The organism is Vibrio sp. 10N.261.51.C6 (assembly GCF_041471785.1).
GTDB classification, from domain to species: domain Bacteria; phylum Pseudomonadota; class Gammaproteobacteria; order Enterobacterales; family Vibrionaceae; genus Vibrio; species Vibrio crassostreae_C.
Genome location: NZ_JBFRPB010000062.1, coordinates 1 through 17,650 on the forward strand (window position 1 = coordinate 1; position 17,650 = coordinate 17,650).

The following is a 17,650-nucleotide window of genomic DNA, read 5'->3' on the forward strand; positions in this document are numbered from 1 at the left end:
ACCTCCCTCGGTAATCACAAAGTGCCACGGGTAAGTTGTGATCACGGGTAAGATTCAGACTAAGAAGGTGCTGGATATGTTCGTGCCAGTAAATCTGCTAATGAAGCTATTGGCGGATTAGTTGATGCATGGACAAGATAACGTCACCAGCATAGGCGCAGCATTTCAGCTTCCTATTGATTGGCCTTATTAGTATTATTCTGGACAAAGGATTATGAGTTAAACGCATTGATTTTACTCTGCAAATCTTCATGGACCTCTTGTGCATTCGTAACTAAAAAGTTGCTACAGTTAATCATTCCATTTTGAGCATCAGCCTTAACCAATGACCTCATATTTGATTTGATTTTGTTAAATGTGTCTGGCTCATATTTTTCCTGAAGTGAGTCGAGCAAATGAGTGATCCTTGGCTCAAAATCTTTGCCGTACACTGAAACCAGATATGGGAATACTTCTTCGTCAAGTATAGGACGACCAGTGATTTCTTCGCCGATACCTACAGCGTAGACAAGGCTTTCCCAAGTAATCACAGAGAATTTGTTCTCATATGTTTTTTCAATTAAGGATATTTGTGGTTTTAAGAAAAAACTACCTTTTTCAATAACCTTTTCAATTGGAACCATGCCCCCTTTTAGGGCTACTACAACACCGCGAAGAACGCCAAAAAGCAATGAAATTGGTAATAATATTAACGTTAATATTAACGTTAAAATTAACGTTAAAATTACGGTAAATATTCTAGTGATCATTTGTTACCTCATCAGATAATTCACTGTACAGGAAGTCCACATGCTTTTTATTAACAGTCAAGACATTCCCCGTTAGTAACATCATATCGATAAGATCTATTAGTTCTTGCTTGAAGTCATCGGGCACATCATCAGGGCTTACCCCTCTCAATAGAGTATTTAGTTCTTTATTTTCCTCTTCGAAGAACTCATCTTTATCCTTGACTAAGCTCATTAGAGCATTCAAATCATTTTTCATGTCGTACTCCTATATACTATGAAACTTAGACAATAACATTTAATGGTACGACATCTCAAATGTAACTGACACTAAAAGTGCAAAGTTCAGTACACACTATTTTTTATTGGGTAGAGCCTTGGCCTATAACATAGCATTCCAGCAAAATGAGAAATCGCACTAACTCATTCCCTTTATCGATGTTGCGATTAACTTGTAACGCATTGATAGATTGCGATAAATTTAAGAATATGCCGACAAAATAAGAAGTGCCAGAACTATAACTAGGTTGTTTTCGAGCACTTTGTGACAACGCTCATTAATCCTGCCCAGACGTTGATTATCTAAGTTGTCTTCAATGCTCAGGGGGCACTAGTTTTTGTATCGCAAAATTTTTGGCTCACCATATGTGCCCTGTGGAAGAAACATGTAATGGGGCAAATCCGTGTTAGTCCTACTAAAAATCCCCTCCTAGCCTCCCCTTAATCAGTATCTACAATCCATTGTGGTTCGTAGAAAGGGGAGGAACTGAATACAGATCGTTACATGTGCAGTTACACATTCAGCGCTAAAGAAGGTTCTCCCCCTCGGTCGTCAATCTAGAGGGGGGATAAACTTAATTGGAGGGGGAGTTAGAGGGGGTGGGTGTTCGAAATCAGCCCGAACGCACAGGATATCAATGCTCTCAATTCAGAAAAACATTACGCTTCACCCAAAAGATTGGAATGCCTAAGCGTTCCAATTTTAATATCTGATTTACTTACGCCGCCTAGTGCACCGAATCATAAATCAATGTGCTTCTTCAGCTCTTAACCAAAACTCGGACAGGTCTTCAAAAAGGTCATCGTTATCTAAGATGCTCAAATGGGTTTCGTTGTAGCCGAGGATTTGTGACGCGTGGAGTTGGGCTGGGCGCGACAATTGGCTTGATAGATTGATCACACCATCGTTGCTGTTGGTATTAAATAGGTCGCCCGAGTTATAACCAAAGGCTAAAAAGTGGGGAATGTGAATCTTACTGCTGTCAATTAATAAGTCAGCGATAAATTTCCCGTCTGGATTTAAATCAACCCATGCCGGCATTACTACGGGAGAGTACTCGACCCCTTGTTTAGCAGACTCGACACCACCAAACGGCGAAGATATGGTGGCTACGCTGCTTACAAAATCGCATAGCTGCCCAATACGGCACTGGCGAAGACTGTTGGTGGCGACAAGCCCGCCCATACTATGTGCCACAACATGTAATTGTTGGATTTTGTATTCCGTTAACACCGTGTGCATGAGGTTATTCAGGCCTTTGGAGTTCAAAGCCAGAGACAAGCCTGAAGGATAGTTAAAGACCCAGATCTGATATTTAGATTGGTCGACTTTTTCAATCAGTGGGGCAAAATCTAACGCAGTGGCGTTGATGCCATGCACAAACAAGATCGGGATTTTGTTTGGGTCGAACTCTGACAGAAAGTAGAGCCCAGCGTTATCTTCGAGCAAAAAGGTCAGCGGCTGCCACATGCCGAGTTTGCCATTTTTTCTGTCAAAAGGTGGAGCTTCCAAGCTCACGACTGTGCCTATGTCGATCAAATCCAATTCGATTTTTAACAGTGAAGGTAGTGAACGATCAACAAACGCTCTTGGGGCTTCACTCTCATTAACCGTTAGTGAGACTTCTATTGTTGATCTGTCTTGGTGATCACGTAGGTTGATTACACTGAAAGCTTCATCGGCTTGTAGGGTAAGGTCTTGATTCTTATCTTCAAAGATAAGTAGGTAGTGGATGTTATTCGATACATGTAAGTGAATACTGTCACTGTCTATGATGCCATCGTAGCCATCAACCTCGCCTTTGTTAATGTCTTTGATTTGTTCAATCACCACGGCAGAACCGGAGGCATGTTGATTCAAGGTAACCATGTATTGATTGGTTATGGAGTCGATGGCTTGTATCTCATTAGATAGATTTCTAAAGTTACCGCACCTGACAGCAGTGAACTGAGTAATAGCACTGTGCTGATTAAGCGTGCAGTAAGTAATAGCTTCATTCTAATTTCATCCTTATCCCACCCCGATTTATCCATAAATCAATAACCTGAGTTTAATAGTAGCAATAAAACAGCGCTTAATAAAAAGGCAAGCAAACGACTATAAAGTTCGTTTGCTTGCCTGAGAGGTTTCATTACTTAGTGAGTATATTGAACACTAAAGCGTGTTTTTATATACCTTGCCGTCTTTCATGATCAGTTTTTGTGTCTCTGTGTTTGCCACACAAGCAACACTGTCCAGTGGGTTGCCATCGATGATCAATAGGTCGGCATACGCGCCTTCAACCACTTGACCAAGTTTGCCTTCTTGGTACGGGTGTTGATAAGTCGACATCTCGAACAAACGTCCACAGTTTGATGTCGCCATGCGAAGCGCGGTGATGGTATCGAATACTTGCTCAATCGCACCAAGTTCATTTAATTGTGTCGCATGAACGTTGGTTTCGCCCACACAGTCAGTACCAAAAGCAATGTTCTGAATGTCGTATTTCTTAATCAGTTCTGCCGATTTGAACATGGCTTTACCTACACGTTCTGTCTTGCGGTATGTCTCCTCATTCGGCAGCGGGATCTTACGATCTGCAATCAATGAAGAGGTAAAGTAAGAAGGAATCACCCAAATGCCTTTCTCTTTAATGATCTCGGCAATGTCGTCGTCCATGATGGTCGCGTGTTCGAAAGACATCACGCCCGCTTCAGCTGCTCGGCGCATCGCATCAGAGGTGTGGATGTGCGCAGCGACATAAGTGCCGTAATCGGAAGCGGCCTCAACTGCGGCTTTCATCTCGTCTGATGTAAATTGCAATGTGTCTAGCGGGTCGAAGGTTGAAGATGCGCCACCACCCGGCATGATCTTTATTTGTGACGCGGCCATGAATAGCTGTTCACGCACCGCTTTTAAGACTTCTGAACGCCCATCGGCCACTTTCATTGAGCCTTGCTTCATCATTGGTGAGTCTTCATGGCCGTTTGCTAAACGCTCTTGTGCTTGGTTTTGACGGTAATCGGAGTGACCACAAGTTTGTGAGATAGCCGCCATTGAAGGAAGAATACGTGGGCCAGTGGCATAGCCGTTGTCGATGCTGTTTTTAAGGCCAAGCGTGTTACCTGCTACATCACGAATGGTGGTAAAGCCACGCATTAACATCTCTTCAGAAATCTTTGCTGAGCGAATCGCCACTTCTTCACGCGTCATGGTATCAATGACATTGAATGGTGCAGATAAAGTGATATGAACGTGCGCATCAATCAGGCCTGACATGACCGTGCCACCTTGAGCATCAATCGTTTCATCGGCAATCGTTGGGTCAATCTCTCCAATCTGAGTGATCAAGTTATCTTCGATGAGGATCGATACGTTCTCGATTAAGTTGCTCTCAACACCGTTAAATACGTTCGCGTTAGTGATTAGCTTTTTCATAGTCTGCACCTTTTGGAAATGAGTGTGTGTCGCTGATGGAGTCATCTTATGGGGCGCAGCATTTGAAGAATGGCCATTTGGTGACAGTGATGAATTGGGCGTGTTTTTGCTATTGCTATAAGAGAGGCAAAGGGGATTTTTGTCGAATCATTAATTTGAGGAATGAATGTTGGCGATGTCATGAAATGGTAAGTTTTGCTTCGATTCGAACGCTAAGATGTATTTCAAATCAAGGCGACTTATCAAATTAGATTAGAGAGAGACAGAATGACTAAATCAGACAAAGTTTACGGGTTCAACACACCACAACGTCTATTCGTAGGTTACACGTTAGCCGTGCTGGTGGACTTAGTAGTGCTTAACTTCTTCGATGAGTACTGGGACTTCGTTAACATTGAGTCTTTCACTATCTCTTTGATTGCGGCATTGTTGCTGCAGCTATTATTGAAGCTCTCTATTGGTTTAGAGCACAAGATTGCCGAGCACTTTAAAAGCAAGCCTGGCACTGCACCTAAGGTGTACCGAGCAATCACCACTTACATTATCTTGGTGGGCTCAAAGTTCGTGATGCTAGAAGCGATTAACCTTCTTTTCGGAGATAAGGTGAGCTTTACAGGCCCTTGGGGCGGTGTAGTCGCATTCTTCGCTGTGGTATTTACGATTCTGGTTGCTGAAGTGATTGTATCGAAGATCTACTTTGCTCTGGATGACAAACAAGATTCAAATGTGAAAGCGCTTAAAGAGACCAACGCGTAACAGAACTAAAATACAGATGTGAATAACAGACGAGCCAGTTGAATAAGCTGGCTCGTTTTCGTTTGAGTTGCGATAACCAATTCGATACGCGAATTGGCTCTATTTTTCGTAAACCACGTTCCCGCGTAACACCGTCATCAACACCTGAGTTTTGGCGATTTGTATTGCTGACACTGTGGTGATGTCGCGGTCGAGAATGGCGAAGTCAGCGGATTTTCCTACCTCAATAGAACCTGTTACGTCTTCAATCCCAAGACTTTTGGCGGCATTGAGCGTGTAAGCGTCGATGGCGGTATAGATATCGGTTAGGCCGGTTTTGCCCATGATTAAGCTGTTCGCGATGCCGACCAATGGGTTGATGTCGTGTACGTTCCAATCACTGCTTAAGGTGATATTGGCGTCGGTCTTGAGTATTGCATCGAGGTTCATCATGGCTTTGGCACGGCGAGCACCAAGGAAAGCTTCGGCCCATTGGTGTTGATGCCTTGCAACGTAATCAGAGCCAACTTGGAAATCTGCAGTTACATCTAACTGGCGAAAGCGTGGCACATCTTCATCATTGATTAATTCGACATGGGTTAGGGTGTAGGGTTTGGTTGAACCTTGTTTGCGAATACTTTCTATCGCATCAAGAGATTCACGAACCGCTCCATCACCAATCGCATGAATGTGGGCGCTAAAGCCGATTTTCTCGAGCGCAGTTAACCATTCTTTCATTTGTTCTGGCGGAATATAGTTCAAGCCATTAGGAGACTGGGGTAGATAAGTATCTAAGTAGGGCGCGAGTGTTTTGGCGGTGCCATTGATAAAGATGCCATCACTGTACATTTTCACCTGATCGACAAGTAACAGATGGCTTTTATCGTCGGAATGCATTTTCTCAAAGACTTCTAATTGAGAAGACATCACCATCGATGGGTACACCCAAGGGCGTAGCGATACTCGCGCCGTTAAGTCTTGATTTTGCTCGGCCTCTAGCCAAACGTCATACCAACCTCGTTTCCAATACATGCGACCGTCGCCAATGGTGGTGATGCCGTGGGTTGCCGCTTCCTCAAGCCCGAACATTAAGCCTTGGTAGCTTTGCTCAAACAGTTCGCTTTGGCTGTTCCAAGCCATCTCCATCAGTTGATCGCCAGCATTGTCTAATAAGATGCCATTGAGCTTACCGCTGTCTTGGTCTTTTAAATAAACACCGCCTTGTGGGTCTGAAGATTGTTGGCTGATTCGAGCGATTTTTAGTGCTTTTGAGTTGACCCACATCGAGTGTGAAGTCTGCTCCATGATCACCACTGGGCGATCCGGGAAGATACTGTCGATGATCTCTAGCGGTGTATAGTCAGAGTCGCTATCGAGCGTTGCTTCTAAAGAAAAACCATAACCCATTAGCCAACCTCTGCCATCGGTATCAGCATTGATCTTACACGCTTCTAAGTAGGGGATTTGCTCTTCTAATGTTGCTTCAGAGTCGAGTTCACAATTGCCACCCAGCTCTGAGGCGGCTTCAAACACATGGTTATGGTTATCAATAAATCCCGGAAGGACAAAGGCATTGTCTAAATCAATGACATCAGTGCTTTGCCCTTGAAAAGTTTGCGCCTGTGATTGGTTACCAATGAAGATGATCTTGCCTTTGTGGGTAACGATCGAGTCCGACTCACGATGCCCGTATATATCAGCATTGATAAAGATCTGGTCAGCACTTTGGTTATGAACAGATGTTTGCGCTTGAACTGGTGTTTGTGTTTGAACAACGGTGTTGGCTTGTGCAAGCATCGGCGCTACGGCCGATAAGCTTGCGAGTAATGCTATCCATGCAGTACGTGGCAGAGTGAGCTTGTTATTCATTATTATGTCTTCCATGTTCCACGGTTTAGTAAGTATAGAAAGCGAGTGGCGAGAATCATATCGTGAATTTTTAATAATAAAGTGTCCTTGGTTGCTCTCTTGTTTGAATGTAATTCCAGTGCCTTTTGAGGTGGTTGTGGGAATACAGCTCGTCAATAAAGGATTGCGAATCCATTCGCAGACTAAACAATTCACATAAGGTTCTGAATAAATTACAGTTAAGTGAGCTATAAAAATGGATTTAACGTATTACCAAGGATGTAAGTTTATGTTTTCAAGAGACTTACTCGCATTACTAATAAAAACAAGTCGAGGTTAGGATGAAAAAAATATTATTGCTGCTTAGCGTGATCTTATTGGGTGGTTGTGTTGGCATGCCCGAAACGGTAAAGCCTGTTCAACAGTTTGAGTTGGAACGATACCTAGGGAAATGGTACGAAGTGGCTCGTTTGGATCACTCGTTTGAGCGTGGCTTAGACAACATCAGCGCTGAATACAGCCTGCGTGATGATGGCGGCGTGAAGGTGATTAACCGTGGTTATTCGGCGGAAGAAGGTGAGTGGAACGAAGCGGAAGGAAAAGCGTACTTCGTTGAGGGCTCTGAACAAGGCTATTTGAAAGTGTCTTTCTTTGGCCCTTTCTACGGCGCTTATGTCGTGTTTGAATTAGACAAAGAGGGCTACCAATACGCGTTTGTTTCTGGGCCCGACACTGATTACTTATGGCTACTCGCAAGAACGCCTGAAGTCGCACCAGAAGTGATGGAGAAGTTTAAAGCCATGTCGAAAGAGCGTGGCTTCAATACCGATGAGCTGATCGTTGTGGAACATACCCAATAAACCGATCGCTGTTATTGCTGAGAGTGGCTGATGATTGATAAGGCACAGAGGATGAATTTCTCTGTGCCTTTTTTATTCAAAGATAGAGCTACAATTAACGAGGCTGGTTGCCGTTCAAGAATAGCGCGACACATTCGCGAGTGTAGTGAAGCCTTTCTTCTTCGGATTCTCCGCTATCGTGACCGAAGAATGACCAATACGCCGATTTGCCGTGAAACATCAGCAACAGTTGGCGTGCTGCAATGACTGGTGAGCTTGATGTCGACAGTGTGAGATCACCAGAGTCTATTTTCGACTGCAAATAATCAGCAAGTAATTTGGTGGTTTTCTGAGGCCCAGTTTCTAAATAGATAGAGGCGATCTCTGGGTGCGTGTTGGATTGGCTCACAGCATTTTGAAAGGTCTGTCTGGACTGCTCATCAAGTAACAAATCTTGAAACTTCACACCAAACTTCACCAATTCGTCTTCCAAAGTGGCATTCATATCAAAAGCAGAAGGGCTGAGTTCGCGCTCGGCACACTTAGTTTGCATGCAGGTTTCGAAAAGCTCGTCTTTGTTTTTAAAGTGAGAGTAGACCGTTTGCTTGGAAACGTTCGCTGCTTTGGCTATTTGATCCATATTGATCTTGAAGCCATGTTCAGAGAAAAGTTGGCTGGCTGCGGTTAAGATCTGCGATCTCTTCTGTTCACTCTTGATGATTTTTGTCACGTGCTTGCTTCTCGTTACTTGCTTGGTACTTGGCTTTGCTCAGTTCAATGCATTTCGTTCTGCGCTAAGCATTATGCTTTTTGTGATGGTTTTATCAATCATTAACGATGAAACTTATTTTTAACATAATCAAACTAGACAGTCTAGTTTGGTTTGGTTAGTCTAAAAAAAGAACATGATTGAGTACTGCATAGGAACAGTGAGTATGTATAAATTGATGAAGGGAAGTGCGGTGGCGTTGTCTCTATCGGCTTTTCTTGTTGGATGTGGCGAAAAGGAACAAGCCCAAGAGTCGGTTGATTCAACCGCTGAAACGGCTTCGAGCGTCCAAACCATTTTAACTGTAGAAACGATGGCCTTGGCGCTGTCTTCCTCTTATGCAGTGCAGCGTGAATATGTGGGTGTGGTTAAGGCGGGTCAGCAGGCCAATTTAGGTTTCGAGTTGGCCGGAAAAGTAAATGCGATTTTAGTGGATGTCGGTGACACAGTAACCGAAGGTCAACCGTTAATCCGGTTAGATACTCAATTGCTGCAGACTGAATCTAGCCAATTGAAAGCACAAGCCGAAGAAGTGAAAGCTCAACTGAGTCTTGTGGCCGCGAACTTAAAGCGTCAGCGCTCATTGAAAGCGAAAGGCTTCAGTGCCGAAGCTGAGATTGATTCGTTAACCAGTGAGCAACGCGTATTGCAGGCGAACTTGCTGCGTATTGATGCCTCGGTAAAAGGCAATCAATTGAAGCTGGTGAAATCGACAGTTCGTGCGCCATATTCAGGCACCATCGCAACCCGCTTTGTCTCGCTTGGAGATGTGGTGAATGTAGGGAATCCAACTCTTACACTGCTTGCCTCTGAAGGGAAGGAAGCCTTTATCGGTATTCCTGCCCATCAAATGAAAAAGGTTACTTCACTTTCCGCACCAAGTATTCGCGTCGGGCGAGATGAATTCGCTGTGAGCCTGTTGAATCCGGGCGCAATGGTTGACACACAGTCTCGCAGTGTCGGCTTACGTTATCTGTTCCCTGAACAATCGTCGGTGTTAGAAGGGCAACTTGCCTATCTGAAATTTGATGAGCAGATTGATGACCAAGGCTACTGGGTGCCATTAACGGGTTTGATTGACGGCCTACGCGGTGTGTGGAACATCTTTGTGATTGGTGAAGACAACAAGGTCGAACGTCGAAGCGTTCAGGTGTTGTTTGCTAACAATCAACAAGCGTACGTAAGTGGGGCGATTGAAGACGGTGAACAGGTCATCGCCAGTGGTTTACATCGCTTAGTTCCGGGCCAAATCGTGAAACCAGTCAGTGCGGCTGAGTAGGTAATAGTATGAAAATAATAGAGACTATTTCCAACACTCGACTGCTTATCTTGATGACCGCGCTGCTGATGGTGAGTGGTATTTCGGCGTTCATGACGTTGCCACGTGCAGAAGACCCAGTAATCATCAACCGTTACGCGAACATCACAACCAGCTTCCCCGGCGCCAGTGCCGAGCGTGTTGAAACCTTGGTAACAGAAGTTATCGAGAACAAGCTGCGTGAGCTGAGTGAAGTTAAACTCGTGAGCTCAACCTCAAGGCCGGGCGTGTCTATTGTCACGCTAGAACTTAATGACACCATCACCGAGCCAGAACCCGTCTGGTCCCAAGCTCGCGACAAGTTATCTGACATCGAATCCATTTTGCCTGCGGGTGCTCAATCGCCTGATCTCGATAGCGACCATACCTATGCTTTCACGACCATCGCATCGCTAACTTGGTCTGGTGCAGGCGAGCCTGATAGGTTAACGCTGGGCCGTTATGCCAAAGAGCTCGCCAAGCGACTAAGAACTTTGTCGGGTACTGAATTCGTTGATGAATACGGGATGCCGCAAGAAGAGATTCAAATCAGTTTACGTACGGCCGATGCCGCTGCTCTAGGGCGTTCAAGCGCCAATATCGCTGAATCGCTCGAAGGGGCAGACGCCAAGAACTCGGCCGGCGAGTTAGTGAGTACTTATTCTCGCTTTGGCTTAGAGATTAAGTCTGAGCTTGATTCCATTGAACGCATTAAGCAAGTGCCAATAGCCACTGATAGCAAAGGTCACATCATCCGTATGGAAGACATTGCTTCTGTGAAACGTGGTGAGAAAACCCCACAAGACCAGATTGCTATTATTGATGGTGAGCCGGGTGTGATTGTCGCGGCAAGAATGCACCCTGATCTGCGAGTCGATAACTGGACGTCGCGAGCTAATGCTCTGATTGGTAAATTTGAGCAAGAGTTACCAAGTAACGTTAAGGTGACAGTGCTGTTTAATCAGCAAGGTTATACCGAGACTCGCTTAGACGATTTAGGCAAAAGCTTGATGATCGGTTTCGGTCTGATTTTGATTGTGCTGTTTGTCACTTTAGGCGTACGTGCCGCGATCTTAGTCGCCATTTCTCTGCCGTTAACCTCATTATTGACCCTGTCGATCATGAAAATGACCGGTGTGCCGATTAACCAAATGTCGGTGACAGGCCTAATTGTGGCGCTCGGGATCATGGTTGATAACGCGGTGGTGATGGTCGATACCATTCAGGCGTATCGTTTGAAAGGGCAACAACGAGCAGAAGCGACCATGAATGCATTGAAGCATTTATGGGTGCCGTTATTAGGCTCAACCTTAACTACCGTGTTGGCGTTTGCCCCGATTATCTTGATGCCGGGAGCATCGGGTGAATTTGTCGGTGGTATTGCGATTACCGTTTCTTTCTCATTGATCGGCTCTTACATTATCTCGCACACCTTAATCGCAGGCTTAGCGACCAAGCTACTGCCGAAACAACTCAGTGATGTCGACAAGAAAGGGCAGCACCATTGGTACATGACGGGTTTGAGAATTCCTGCTTTGACGCGTTGGTTTTCGTCTTCTGTTCGCTTTGGCGTCACGCATCCAATCATCACGATTGCTTTGGTGTTGTTGGTTCCGTTTACCGGTTACTGGAGTATGTCTCAGCTGACTGAGCAATTCTTCCCGCCATCAGACCGAGACATGTTTGAGATCCAGGTGTACATGCCGCCGCAAGCGAGCATTTATGCCACTAAAAACACCTCTGAAAAAATCGACGATATCATTCATCGTTACCCTGAAGTGGAGCGTATCGATTGGCTCGTGGGTGCAAACTTCCCATCCTTCTATTACAACCTGCAAGCAAGGCAAAACAACGCGCCTTACTTCTCGCAAGCTATGGTCAAAACAGAGAACTTTGACCAAGCCAATGCGCTAATTCCACAGTTGCAAAAGGTGTTGGATGAAGAGGTGCCGGAAGCACAAATCTTGGTACGTAAGCTTAACCAAGGGCCTCCATTTACCGCGCCCGTTGAACTGCGAGTGTATGGTGAAAACCTCGATACGTTGAAAGCGATTGGTGAGGATGTGCGATTGATTTTGGCGGGTGTTCCTCATGTGACGCACACAAGGGAAACGCTGCAACCAGGTACTCCGAAGGTGTGGTTGAAGGTTGATGAAGACACCGCAAAGCTGAATGGTATTTCATTGAACCAGTTCGCAGGTATGCTGCAAACTACGTTGACAGGTCGTGAAAGTGGCTCTGTGATTGAAGGCAGTGAGTCGGTACCAATCCGTGTTCGTGTGGCAGATGAGGCGCGTGAAAACTTGGCTCACTTAAGCAATATTCGTTTGCCAATCAGCTCTGATGTCTACTCAACGGGGATCAATGTTTCGACTCTGGCAGAACTGGAATTGACGACCAGCCGCGGTGCGATTACTCGTCGTAACGGGCAGCGTGTGAATACCATCGAGGGTTACATTGAAGCGGGTGTCTTACCTCAAACCGTACTTAATGAATTCCAAAAACGCTTAGCAAGCTATGAGATGCCATCAGGCTACACCATTGGTTTTGGTGGTGAATCCGCTGAGCGTGACAATTCAGTTAACAGCCTTATCTCGAATGTCGCCGTTGTGGTGGTATTGATGGTGTTGGTGGTGGTGATGTCGTTCAACTCGTTCCGAATGAGTAGCATCATCTTCATGGTGGCGGGATTGGCTGGTGGCCTAGGCTTGCTGTCGGTGTGGATCTTCGGTTATCCATTTGGCTTTACGGTGATCATCGCGATGCTCGGCATTGCTGGTTTGGCTATCAACGCGGCCATTGTCATTCTGACGGAATTAAAGCTAGACAAGGAGGCTTCCTCTGGGAATGTTGATGCAGTCGTTGATGCCGTTATGTCGTGTACTCGACATATCAGCTCGACCACGATTACGACGGTGGGGGGCTTTATGCCGTTGATCATCGCTGGCGGTGGTTTCTGGCCTCCGTTTGCGGTCGCGATTGTGGGCGGTACCGTATTAACCACGCTTATTTCATTCTACTTTGTGCCTGTGGTTTATCATTTGATGACTCGAAATCAGCGAAAATCCATGACTACTCAAGCGGCATAACTGTTTTTCGATTTAACGTCTCTTCAATTTGGCTACTCTTTAATTGCCCATAATCGAGCCGTATCTGGCTCGATTATGGTGTTGTTATTCTCGATAAATTCACCCCAATTCCTACCATTTTGTTGTGCTTTTTACCGCTATTACGCCCTCAATTAGTCAAACTATCCTTTCTGTTAGTCATTATATTCTTTCAATTCGTCACATTAGTGCATCGATGAATGCTTGATTATCTTTTTGGTGAATGGGTGTGGGTTTTGAATGATCTAACCAGTGAATACCTTGTAAATGGTATGTGAATTAACAATTTTGACGGGCGTCACACTTCTATTTATTCGCTCTTTCTAATGTACCTTGAACTTGCCCCGAGCTTTGGTGGTGAGCGAGTGTTTATCTACTTTTTCTAAACCCCTTGTCAGTACTGACTCCATCTGTGTAGCACGCTATTGATGTGTGTCTTAATCGCTTACTGCTTCTTAGTTTTTGTCTTCATAAATGGAAGGTTAGTTTCCAAGTTTGTTTGGTGAGCTTTCAAATTCAACTCTTCATAATGCGCCAAATGTAACAATGTATTTCAAAGTGCAACAATTAAGTCATGTTTTCTGTGTGGTTTTAACCCAGCAGTAACGGGCTTTATTGCATTGCTTTTTGAGATGCGGCGTTTCACATGCTCAACACATAAATATTCTAATGATCATGACAACCAGTACTCAGACGTTCGTTCTGAGGCTGGATAACCATCGAGAAAGTTAATGGAAGCTTCAAGATATAAACGCATTTTATCGAGGACAAATCTGTCGAGGATTGGTTTGGTGGGAACCGTCCTGATGCTCGAAGGATGTAACTCCGCATTGCTCGACCCAAAAGGTAGCGTTGGCGTTCAGGAAAAGGAGCTGATTATTACGGCTCTGTTGCTGATGCTGATTGTCGTCATCCCCGTGATCCTGATGACCATCTACTTTGCTTATAGATACCGTGAAAGCAACACCACAGAAGAGTATGCACCTGACTGGGCGCACTCAACCAAGATCGAAGTGGTGGTATGGACGATTCCAATCATCATCATCGCGATTCTAGCCACCATCACTTGGCGAACAACACACGAATTAGAGCCATCAAAGCCTCTGGTGAGTGACGTTAAGCCTATGGTGATCGAAGTGGTCTCTCTGGACTGGAAGTGGCTGTTCATCTATCCGGAGCAAAACATTGCGACGGTTAACTATGTTGCGTTCCCGAAAGATGTACCGGTGACGTTTAAGCTAACTTCAGACAACATCATGAACGCGTTCTTTATCCCGCGTCTTGGTTCGCAGATCTACGCGATGCCAGGAATGGTGACCAAGCTGAATTTGATCGCGAACCACGAAGGTGACTTCAAAGGTTTTGCATCGAACTACAGTGGTAAAGGGTTCTCTCAAATGAAATTCACCGCATCAGCCATGCCTGATCAAGTGGCGTTTTTAAACTGGGTGGAGAAAGTGAAAGCAAGTCCTGATCGTATTGAAGATTGGGAGCAGTTCCGTTCATTGGCCGCGCCAAGTGTGGCTGAACCTGTGACTCTGTTCTCCAGTATCCCACCATTTTTATTCACTGATGTTGTGACCCAGCACCCTGGTTCAATGAACTGTTTGCCGGAAACCCAAGGATAATCGTCATGTTTGGAAGATTAACTCTAGACTCAATTCCCTACCACGAACCCATTATTTTGTTCACGTTAACCATGATCGCTTTAGTGGGTGGTTTAGTGGTGTATGCGGTAACAAAAGCCGGTAAGTGGCAATACCTTTGGAATGAATGGTTTACTTCTGTAGACCACAAAAAATTGGGCTTCATGTACATTGCGGTCGCGATGGTGATGTTAGTTCGTGGCTTTGCCGATGCCGTCATGATGCGTAGTCAGCAATTGCTTTCTGCAGCGGGTGAGACAGGCTATTTACCGCCACATCACTATGACCAGATCTTCACGGCTCACGGCGTGATCATGATTTTCTTCGTCGCGATGCCTTTGGTTATCGGTTTGATGAACATCATTGTGCCGCTGCAAATTGGTGCTCGTGATGTTGCGTTCCCTTATCTGAATAACTTGAGCTTCTGGCTGTTTGTAGTGGGTATCATCCTAACCAACATGTCACTGGGCTTAGGTGAATTTGGCCGTACGGGTTGGTTGGCGTATCCGCCGCTTTCCGGTATTGAGGCAAGTCCGGGAGTCGGGGTCGATTATTGGATATGGGCGCTGCAAATATCCGGTGTGGGTACCACGTTAACGGGTGTGAACTTCTTCGCGACTATTTTGCGCATGCGTACTCCTTCTATGCCAATGATGAAGATGCCAGTATTCACGTGGGCATCTCTGTGTGCCAACATCCTGATCATCATCTCTTTCCCAATCCTGACGGTGACCATCGCGTTACTGACGTTGGATAGATACATCGGCACGCACTTCTTCACCAACGACCTTGGTGGCAACGTGATGATGTATGTGAACCTGATTTGGGCATGGGGACACCCTGAGGTGTACATCCTGATTTTGCCTATCTTCGGTGTGTTCTCTGAAGTGACTGCAACCTTCTCTCGCAAAAAGCTGTTTGGTTATACTTCGCTGGTATGGGCGACGGTGGCTATCACTATTTTAGCGTTTGTGGTTTGGCTGCATCACTTCTTCACCATGGGTTCTGGCGCCAATGTGAATGCCTTCTTCGGCATCGCGACCATGATTATCTCTATCCCAACCGGGGTTAAGATCTTCAACTGGCTATTCACCATGTACAAAGGACGTATCCGCTTTACCACGCCAATGATGTGGACTGTGGGCTTCCTTATCACCTTTACTGTTGGTGGTATGACGGGCGTGTTGATGGCGGTACCGGGCGCAGATTTCATTCTGCATAACTCGGTATTCCTGATTGCGCACTTCCACAATGTAATCATCGGTGGTGTTGTCTTCGGTTGTTTTGCTGCGATTGGTTACTGGTTCCCGAAAGCGACCGGCTTCACTCTGAACGAGCTTTGGGGCAAACGCGCATTCTATTGCTGGATCATCGGTTTCTTGATGGCGTTCTTGCCGCTTTACGCTCTTGGTTTTATGGGCATGACGCGTCGTTTGAGCCAAGACATTAACCCTGAGTTTTTCCCTCTACTGGCGGTTGCGGCTGCAGGTACGGGCGTGATTGCGATGGGTGTGGTGTGTCAGTTTGTTCAGATTTACGTGAGTGTTCGTGACCGCGACCAAAACCGAGATCTAACCGGTGACCCGTGGGGCGGACGTACCTTCGAATGGGCAACATCGTCACCACCACCGTTCTACAACTTTGCAAAACTGCCTAAGGGCGATGAGATCGATTCGTTCTGGTATCAAAAGCAAAGTGGTGAGTTTGATCCAACTCAGGAAGAAGAATACGAACGTATTCACATGCCGAAGAACACACCGACAGGCATTTATGTGTCTGCATGGGCGTTGGCATTTGGCTTCGCAATGATCTGGTACATCTGGTGGCTAGCGGCTGCAAGCTTAGTAGGCATCGTGGTGACGTGTATTCAACACAGCTACAACGACGATGTGGACTACTACGTGGAAGTTGAAGAGATCAAAGCGATTGAAGCGGCTCGACGTGCACAGCTTGCAGAAGCGAAGAAACAGTCAGTGAAAGGCGACCATTCTGGTCGTGGTAACAGCGCTGACACTGATAACAACGACAAAAAAGATGACTTGGAGACGACGTATGCAAGCTAATACTCCGTCACACACTTATGATCTTGCACACTCGCATGATCATCACCACGAAGCTGCGGGCAACAAGTTGTTTGGCTTCTGGGTTTACTTAATGAGTGACTGTGTCCTGTTTGCCACGCTTTTCGCGACGTATGCCGTGCTTGAGAGTGGGTCTATCGCAGGGCCAACAGGTAAAGACATCTTTGAACTGCCGTTCGTGTTTGTCGAAACCATGATGCTGCTGTTCAGTAGTATCACCTTCGGTTTTGGCATGATTGCGATGAAGCGCAAAGACGTGACCGGACTGAAGCGCTGGATCAAAGTGACTTTCGTATTGGGCTTAGCCTTTATCTGTATGGAAGTGTATGAGTTCCACCACTTGATTGCAGAAGGTTATGGTCCTCAAGAGAGTGCGTTCCTTTCAGCGTTCTTTACCTTGGTTGGTACACACGGTTTGCACGTAACGTTCGGTCTTATCTGGATGGCGGTGGCGTATCACCAGCTTTCAACCAAAGGCTTGAACGACAACATGTCGATGCGTTTCCAGTGCTTAAGCCTGTTCTGGCATTTCTTTGATATCGTTTGGATTTGTGTATTTACCATCGTGTACTTAATGGGGGTGATGTAATGGAACAGCATCTAGACAGTGGTGCAACGGATTATGTGAAAGGCTTTATTGCGTCACTGATTCTCACCATTATTCCGTTCTACATCGTGTGGGCGCATGTATTACCAAGCACAGAAACGTACGTGATCTTGTTCGGCTGCGCGTTGGTGCAAATTTTTGTGCACTTTAAGTACTTCTTACATATGGAAGCGAAATCTTCCGATGGGCGTTGGAACTTGGTGTCACTGATGTTTACCGCCATTGTTGTATTGATTCTTATCGCTGGCTCGGTATGGATTATCTACAACATGAACGTCAACATGAAGTTGTAGGCT

14 protein-coding genes are annotated in these 17,650 nt (G+C 45.6%); 8 read left to right on the forward strand and 6 right to left on the reverse strand.

Annotated features, from left to right (window positions below; all coding sequences use genetic code 11):
* Window positions 1-212 precede the first annotated feature (212 nt).
* From AB4375_RS16435 to AB4375_RS16450, 4 genes are all read right to left on the reverse strand, one after another.
* A complete protein-coding gene (locus AB4375_RS16435; protein ID WP_372052029.1) occupies window positions 213-749 on the reverse strand; it encodes a hypothetical protein in 537 nt (178 codons plus the stop codon).
* Entirely contained in the window at window positions 739-987 is a 249-nt protein-coding gene (locus AB4375_RS16440) for a hypothetical protein (protein WP_061026016.1), read from the reverse strand. The genes AB4375_RS16435 and AB4375_RS16440 overlap by 11 nt, the downstream gene beginning before the upstream one ends.
* A 768-nt stretch (window positions 988-1,755) precedes the next feature.
* Window positions 1,756-2,877: an alpha/beta fold hydrolase gene (locus tag AB4375_RS16445; protein ID WP_017068111.1), complete on the reverse strand. Its 1,122-nt coding sequence runs from the start codon at window positions 2,875-2,877 to the stop codon at window positions 1,756-1,758.
* Window positions 2,878-3,162: 285 nt separating this feature from the next.
* Window positions 3,163-4,425, reverse strand: coding sequence for an amidohydrolase family protein (locus AB4375_RS16450; protein WP_372052030.1), 1,263 nt, complete (start codon window positions 4,423-4,425; stop codon window positions 3,163-3,165).
* A gap of 267 nt (window positions 4,426-4,692) precedes the next feature.
* Between AB4375_RS16450 and AB4375_RS16455 the strand changes: the two genes are divergently transcribed.
* Window positions 4,693-5,181, forward strand: a complete 489-nt coding sequence (locus AB4375_RS16455; RefSeq protein WP_017065270.1) for a hypothetical protein — start codon at window positions 4,693-4,695, stop codon at window positions 5,179-5,181.
* Window positions 5,182-5,280: 99 nt separating this feature from the next.
* Here the strand turns inward: AB4375_RS16455 and AB4375_RS16460 are convergent, their stop codons facing one another.
* The gene (locus tag AB4375_RS16460) at window positions 5,281-7,029 is read right to left on the reverse strand and encodes an amidohydrolase (protein WP_372052032.1); all 1,749 of its coding nucleotides are present in this window, start codon (window positions 7,027-7,029) and stop codon (window positions 5,281-5,283) included.
* 320 nt (window positions 7,030-7,349) lie between these two features.
* On the opposite strand from AB4375_RS16460, the gene AB4375_RS16465 reads away from it, so the two are divergent.
* Complete coding sequence (locus tag AB4375_RS16465; protein WP_017060193.1) at window positions 7,350-7,868, forward strand: lipocalin family protein; 519 nt, start codon at window positions 7,350-7,352, stop codon at window positions 7,866-7,868.
* Window positions 7,869-7,962: 94 nt separating this feature from the next.
* Here AB4375_RS16465 and AB4375_RS16470 read toward each other — a convergent pair whose 3' ends face one another.
* The gene (locus AB4375_RS16470; RefSeq protein ID WP_102393158.1) at window positions 7,963-8,577 is read right to left on the reverse strand and encodes a TetR/AcrR family transcriptional regulator; all 615 of its coding nucleotides are present in this window, start codon (window positions 8,575-8,577) and stop codon (window positions 7,963-7,965) included.
* Window positions 8,578-8,782: 205 nt separating this feature from the next.
* Between AB4375_RS16470 and AB4375_RS16475 the strand changes: the two genes are divergently transcribed.
* The 6 genes from AB4375_RS16475 (at window position 8,783) to cyoD (ending at window position 17,647) form a co-directional block, all read left to right on the forward strand.
* Window positions 8,783-9,895 (forward strand): efflux RND transporter periplasmic adaptor subunit, encoded by a 1,113-nt coding sequence (locus tag AB4375_RS16475; RefSeq protein ID WP_372052034.1) that lies wholly within the window; start codon window positions 8,783-8,785, stop codon window positions 9,893-9,895.
* Window positions 9,896-9,903: 8 nt separating this feature from the next.
* The gene (locus AB4375_RS16480) at window positions 9,904-13,002 is read left to right on the forward strand and encodes an efflux RND transporter permease subunit (protein WP_372052035.1); all 3,099 of its coding nucleotides are present in this window, start codon (window positions 9,904-9,906) and stop codon (window positions 13,000-13,002) included.
* Window positions 13,003-13,751: 749 nt separating this feature from the next.
* Window positions 13,752-14,648 (forward strand): ubiquinol oxidase subunit II, encoded by an 897-nt coding sequence (gene cyoA, locus AB4375_RS16485; protein WP_080544732.1) that lies wholly within the window; start codon window positions 13,752-13,754, stop codon window positions 14,646-14,648.
* Between the two features lie 5 nt (window positions 14,649-14,653).
* Complete coding sequence (gene cyoB / locus AB4375_RS16490) at window positions 14,654-16,729, forward strand: cytochrome o ubiquinol oxidase subunit I (RefSeq protein WP_372052036.1); 2,076 nt, start codon at window positions 14,654-14,656, stop codon at window positions 16,727-16,729.
* Window positions 16,701-17,336: a cytochrome o ubiquinol oxidase subunit III gene (cyoC, locus tag AB4375_RS16495; RefSeq protein ID WP_372052038.1), complete on the forward strand. Its 636-nt coding sequence runs from the start codon at window positions 16,701-16,703 to the stop codon at window positions 17,334-17,336. Before cyoB ends, cyoC begins: the two co-directional genes overlap by 29 nt.
* Window positions 17,336-17,647, forward strand: a complete 312-nt coding sequence (gene cyoD, locus AB4375_RS16500) for a cytochrome o ubiquinol oxidase subunit IV (RefSeq protein WP_004736302.1) — start codon at window positions 17,336-17,338, stop codon at window positions 17,645-17,647. The genes cyoC and cyoD overlap by 1 nt, the downstream gene beginning before the upstream one ends.
* The last annotated feature ends 3 nt before the right edge of the window (window positions 17,648-17,650 follow it).

What these genes read in the sequence shown, in the direction of transcription:
- AB4375_RS16435 (WP_372052029.1), bottom strand. Translation starts at nt 749, where the DNA reads ATGATCACTAGAATATTTACCGTAATTTTAACGTTAATTTTAACGTTA.
- AB4375_RS16440 (WP_061026016.1), bottom strand. Translation starts at nt 987, where the DNA reads ATGAAAAATGATTTGAATGCTCTAATGAGCTTAGTCAAGGATAAAGAT.
- AB4375_RS16445 (WP_017068111.1), bottom strand. Translation starts at nt 2,877, where the DNA reads ATGGTTACCTTGAATCAACATGCCTCCGGTTCTGCCGTGGTGATTGAA.
- AB4375_RS16450 (WP_372052030.1), bottom strand. Translation starts at nt 4,425, where the DNA reads ATGAAAAAGCTAATCACTAACGCGAACGTATTTAACGGTGTTGAGAGC.
- AB4375_RS16455 (WP_017065270.1), top strand. Translation starts at nt 4,693, where the DNA reads ATGACTAAATCAGACAAAGTTTACGGGTTCAACACACCACAACGTCTA.
- AB4375_RS16460 (WP_372052032.1), bottom strand. Translation starts at nt 7,029, where the DNA reads ATGAATAACAAGCTCACTCTGCCACGTACTGCATGGATAGCATTACTC.
- AB4375_RS16465 (WP_017060193.1), top strand. Translation starts at nt 7,350, where the DNA reads ATGAAAAAAATATTATTGCTGCTTAGCGTGATCTTATTGGGTGGTTGT.
- AB4375_RS16475 (WP_372052034.1), top strand. Translation starts at nt 8,783, where the DNA reads ATGTATAAATTGATGAAGGGAAGTGCGGTGGCGTTGTCTCTATCGGCT.
- AB4375_RS16480 (WP_372052035.1), top strand. Translation starts at nt 9,904, where the DNA reads ATGAAAATAATAGAGACTATTTCCAACACTCGACTGCTTATCTTGATG.
- cyoA (WP_080544732.1), top strand. Translation starts at nt 13,752, where the DNA reads ATGGAAGCTTCAAGATATAAACGCATTTTATCGAGGACAAATCTGTCG.
- cyoB (WP_372052036.1), top strand. Translation starts at nt 14,654, where the DNA reads ATGTTTGGAAGATTAACTCTAGACTCAATTCCCTACCACGAACCCATT.
- cyoC (WP_372052038.1), top strand. Translation starts at nt 16,701, where the DNA reads ATGACTTGGAGACGACGTATGCAAGCTAATACTCCGTCACACACTTAT.
- cyoD (WP_004736302.1), top strand. Translation starts at nt 17,336, where the DNA reads ATGGAACAGCATCTAGACAGTGGTGCAACGGATTATGTGAAAGGCTTT.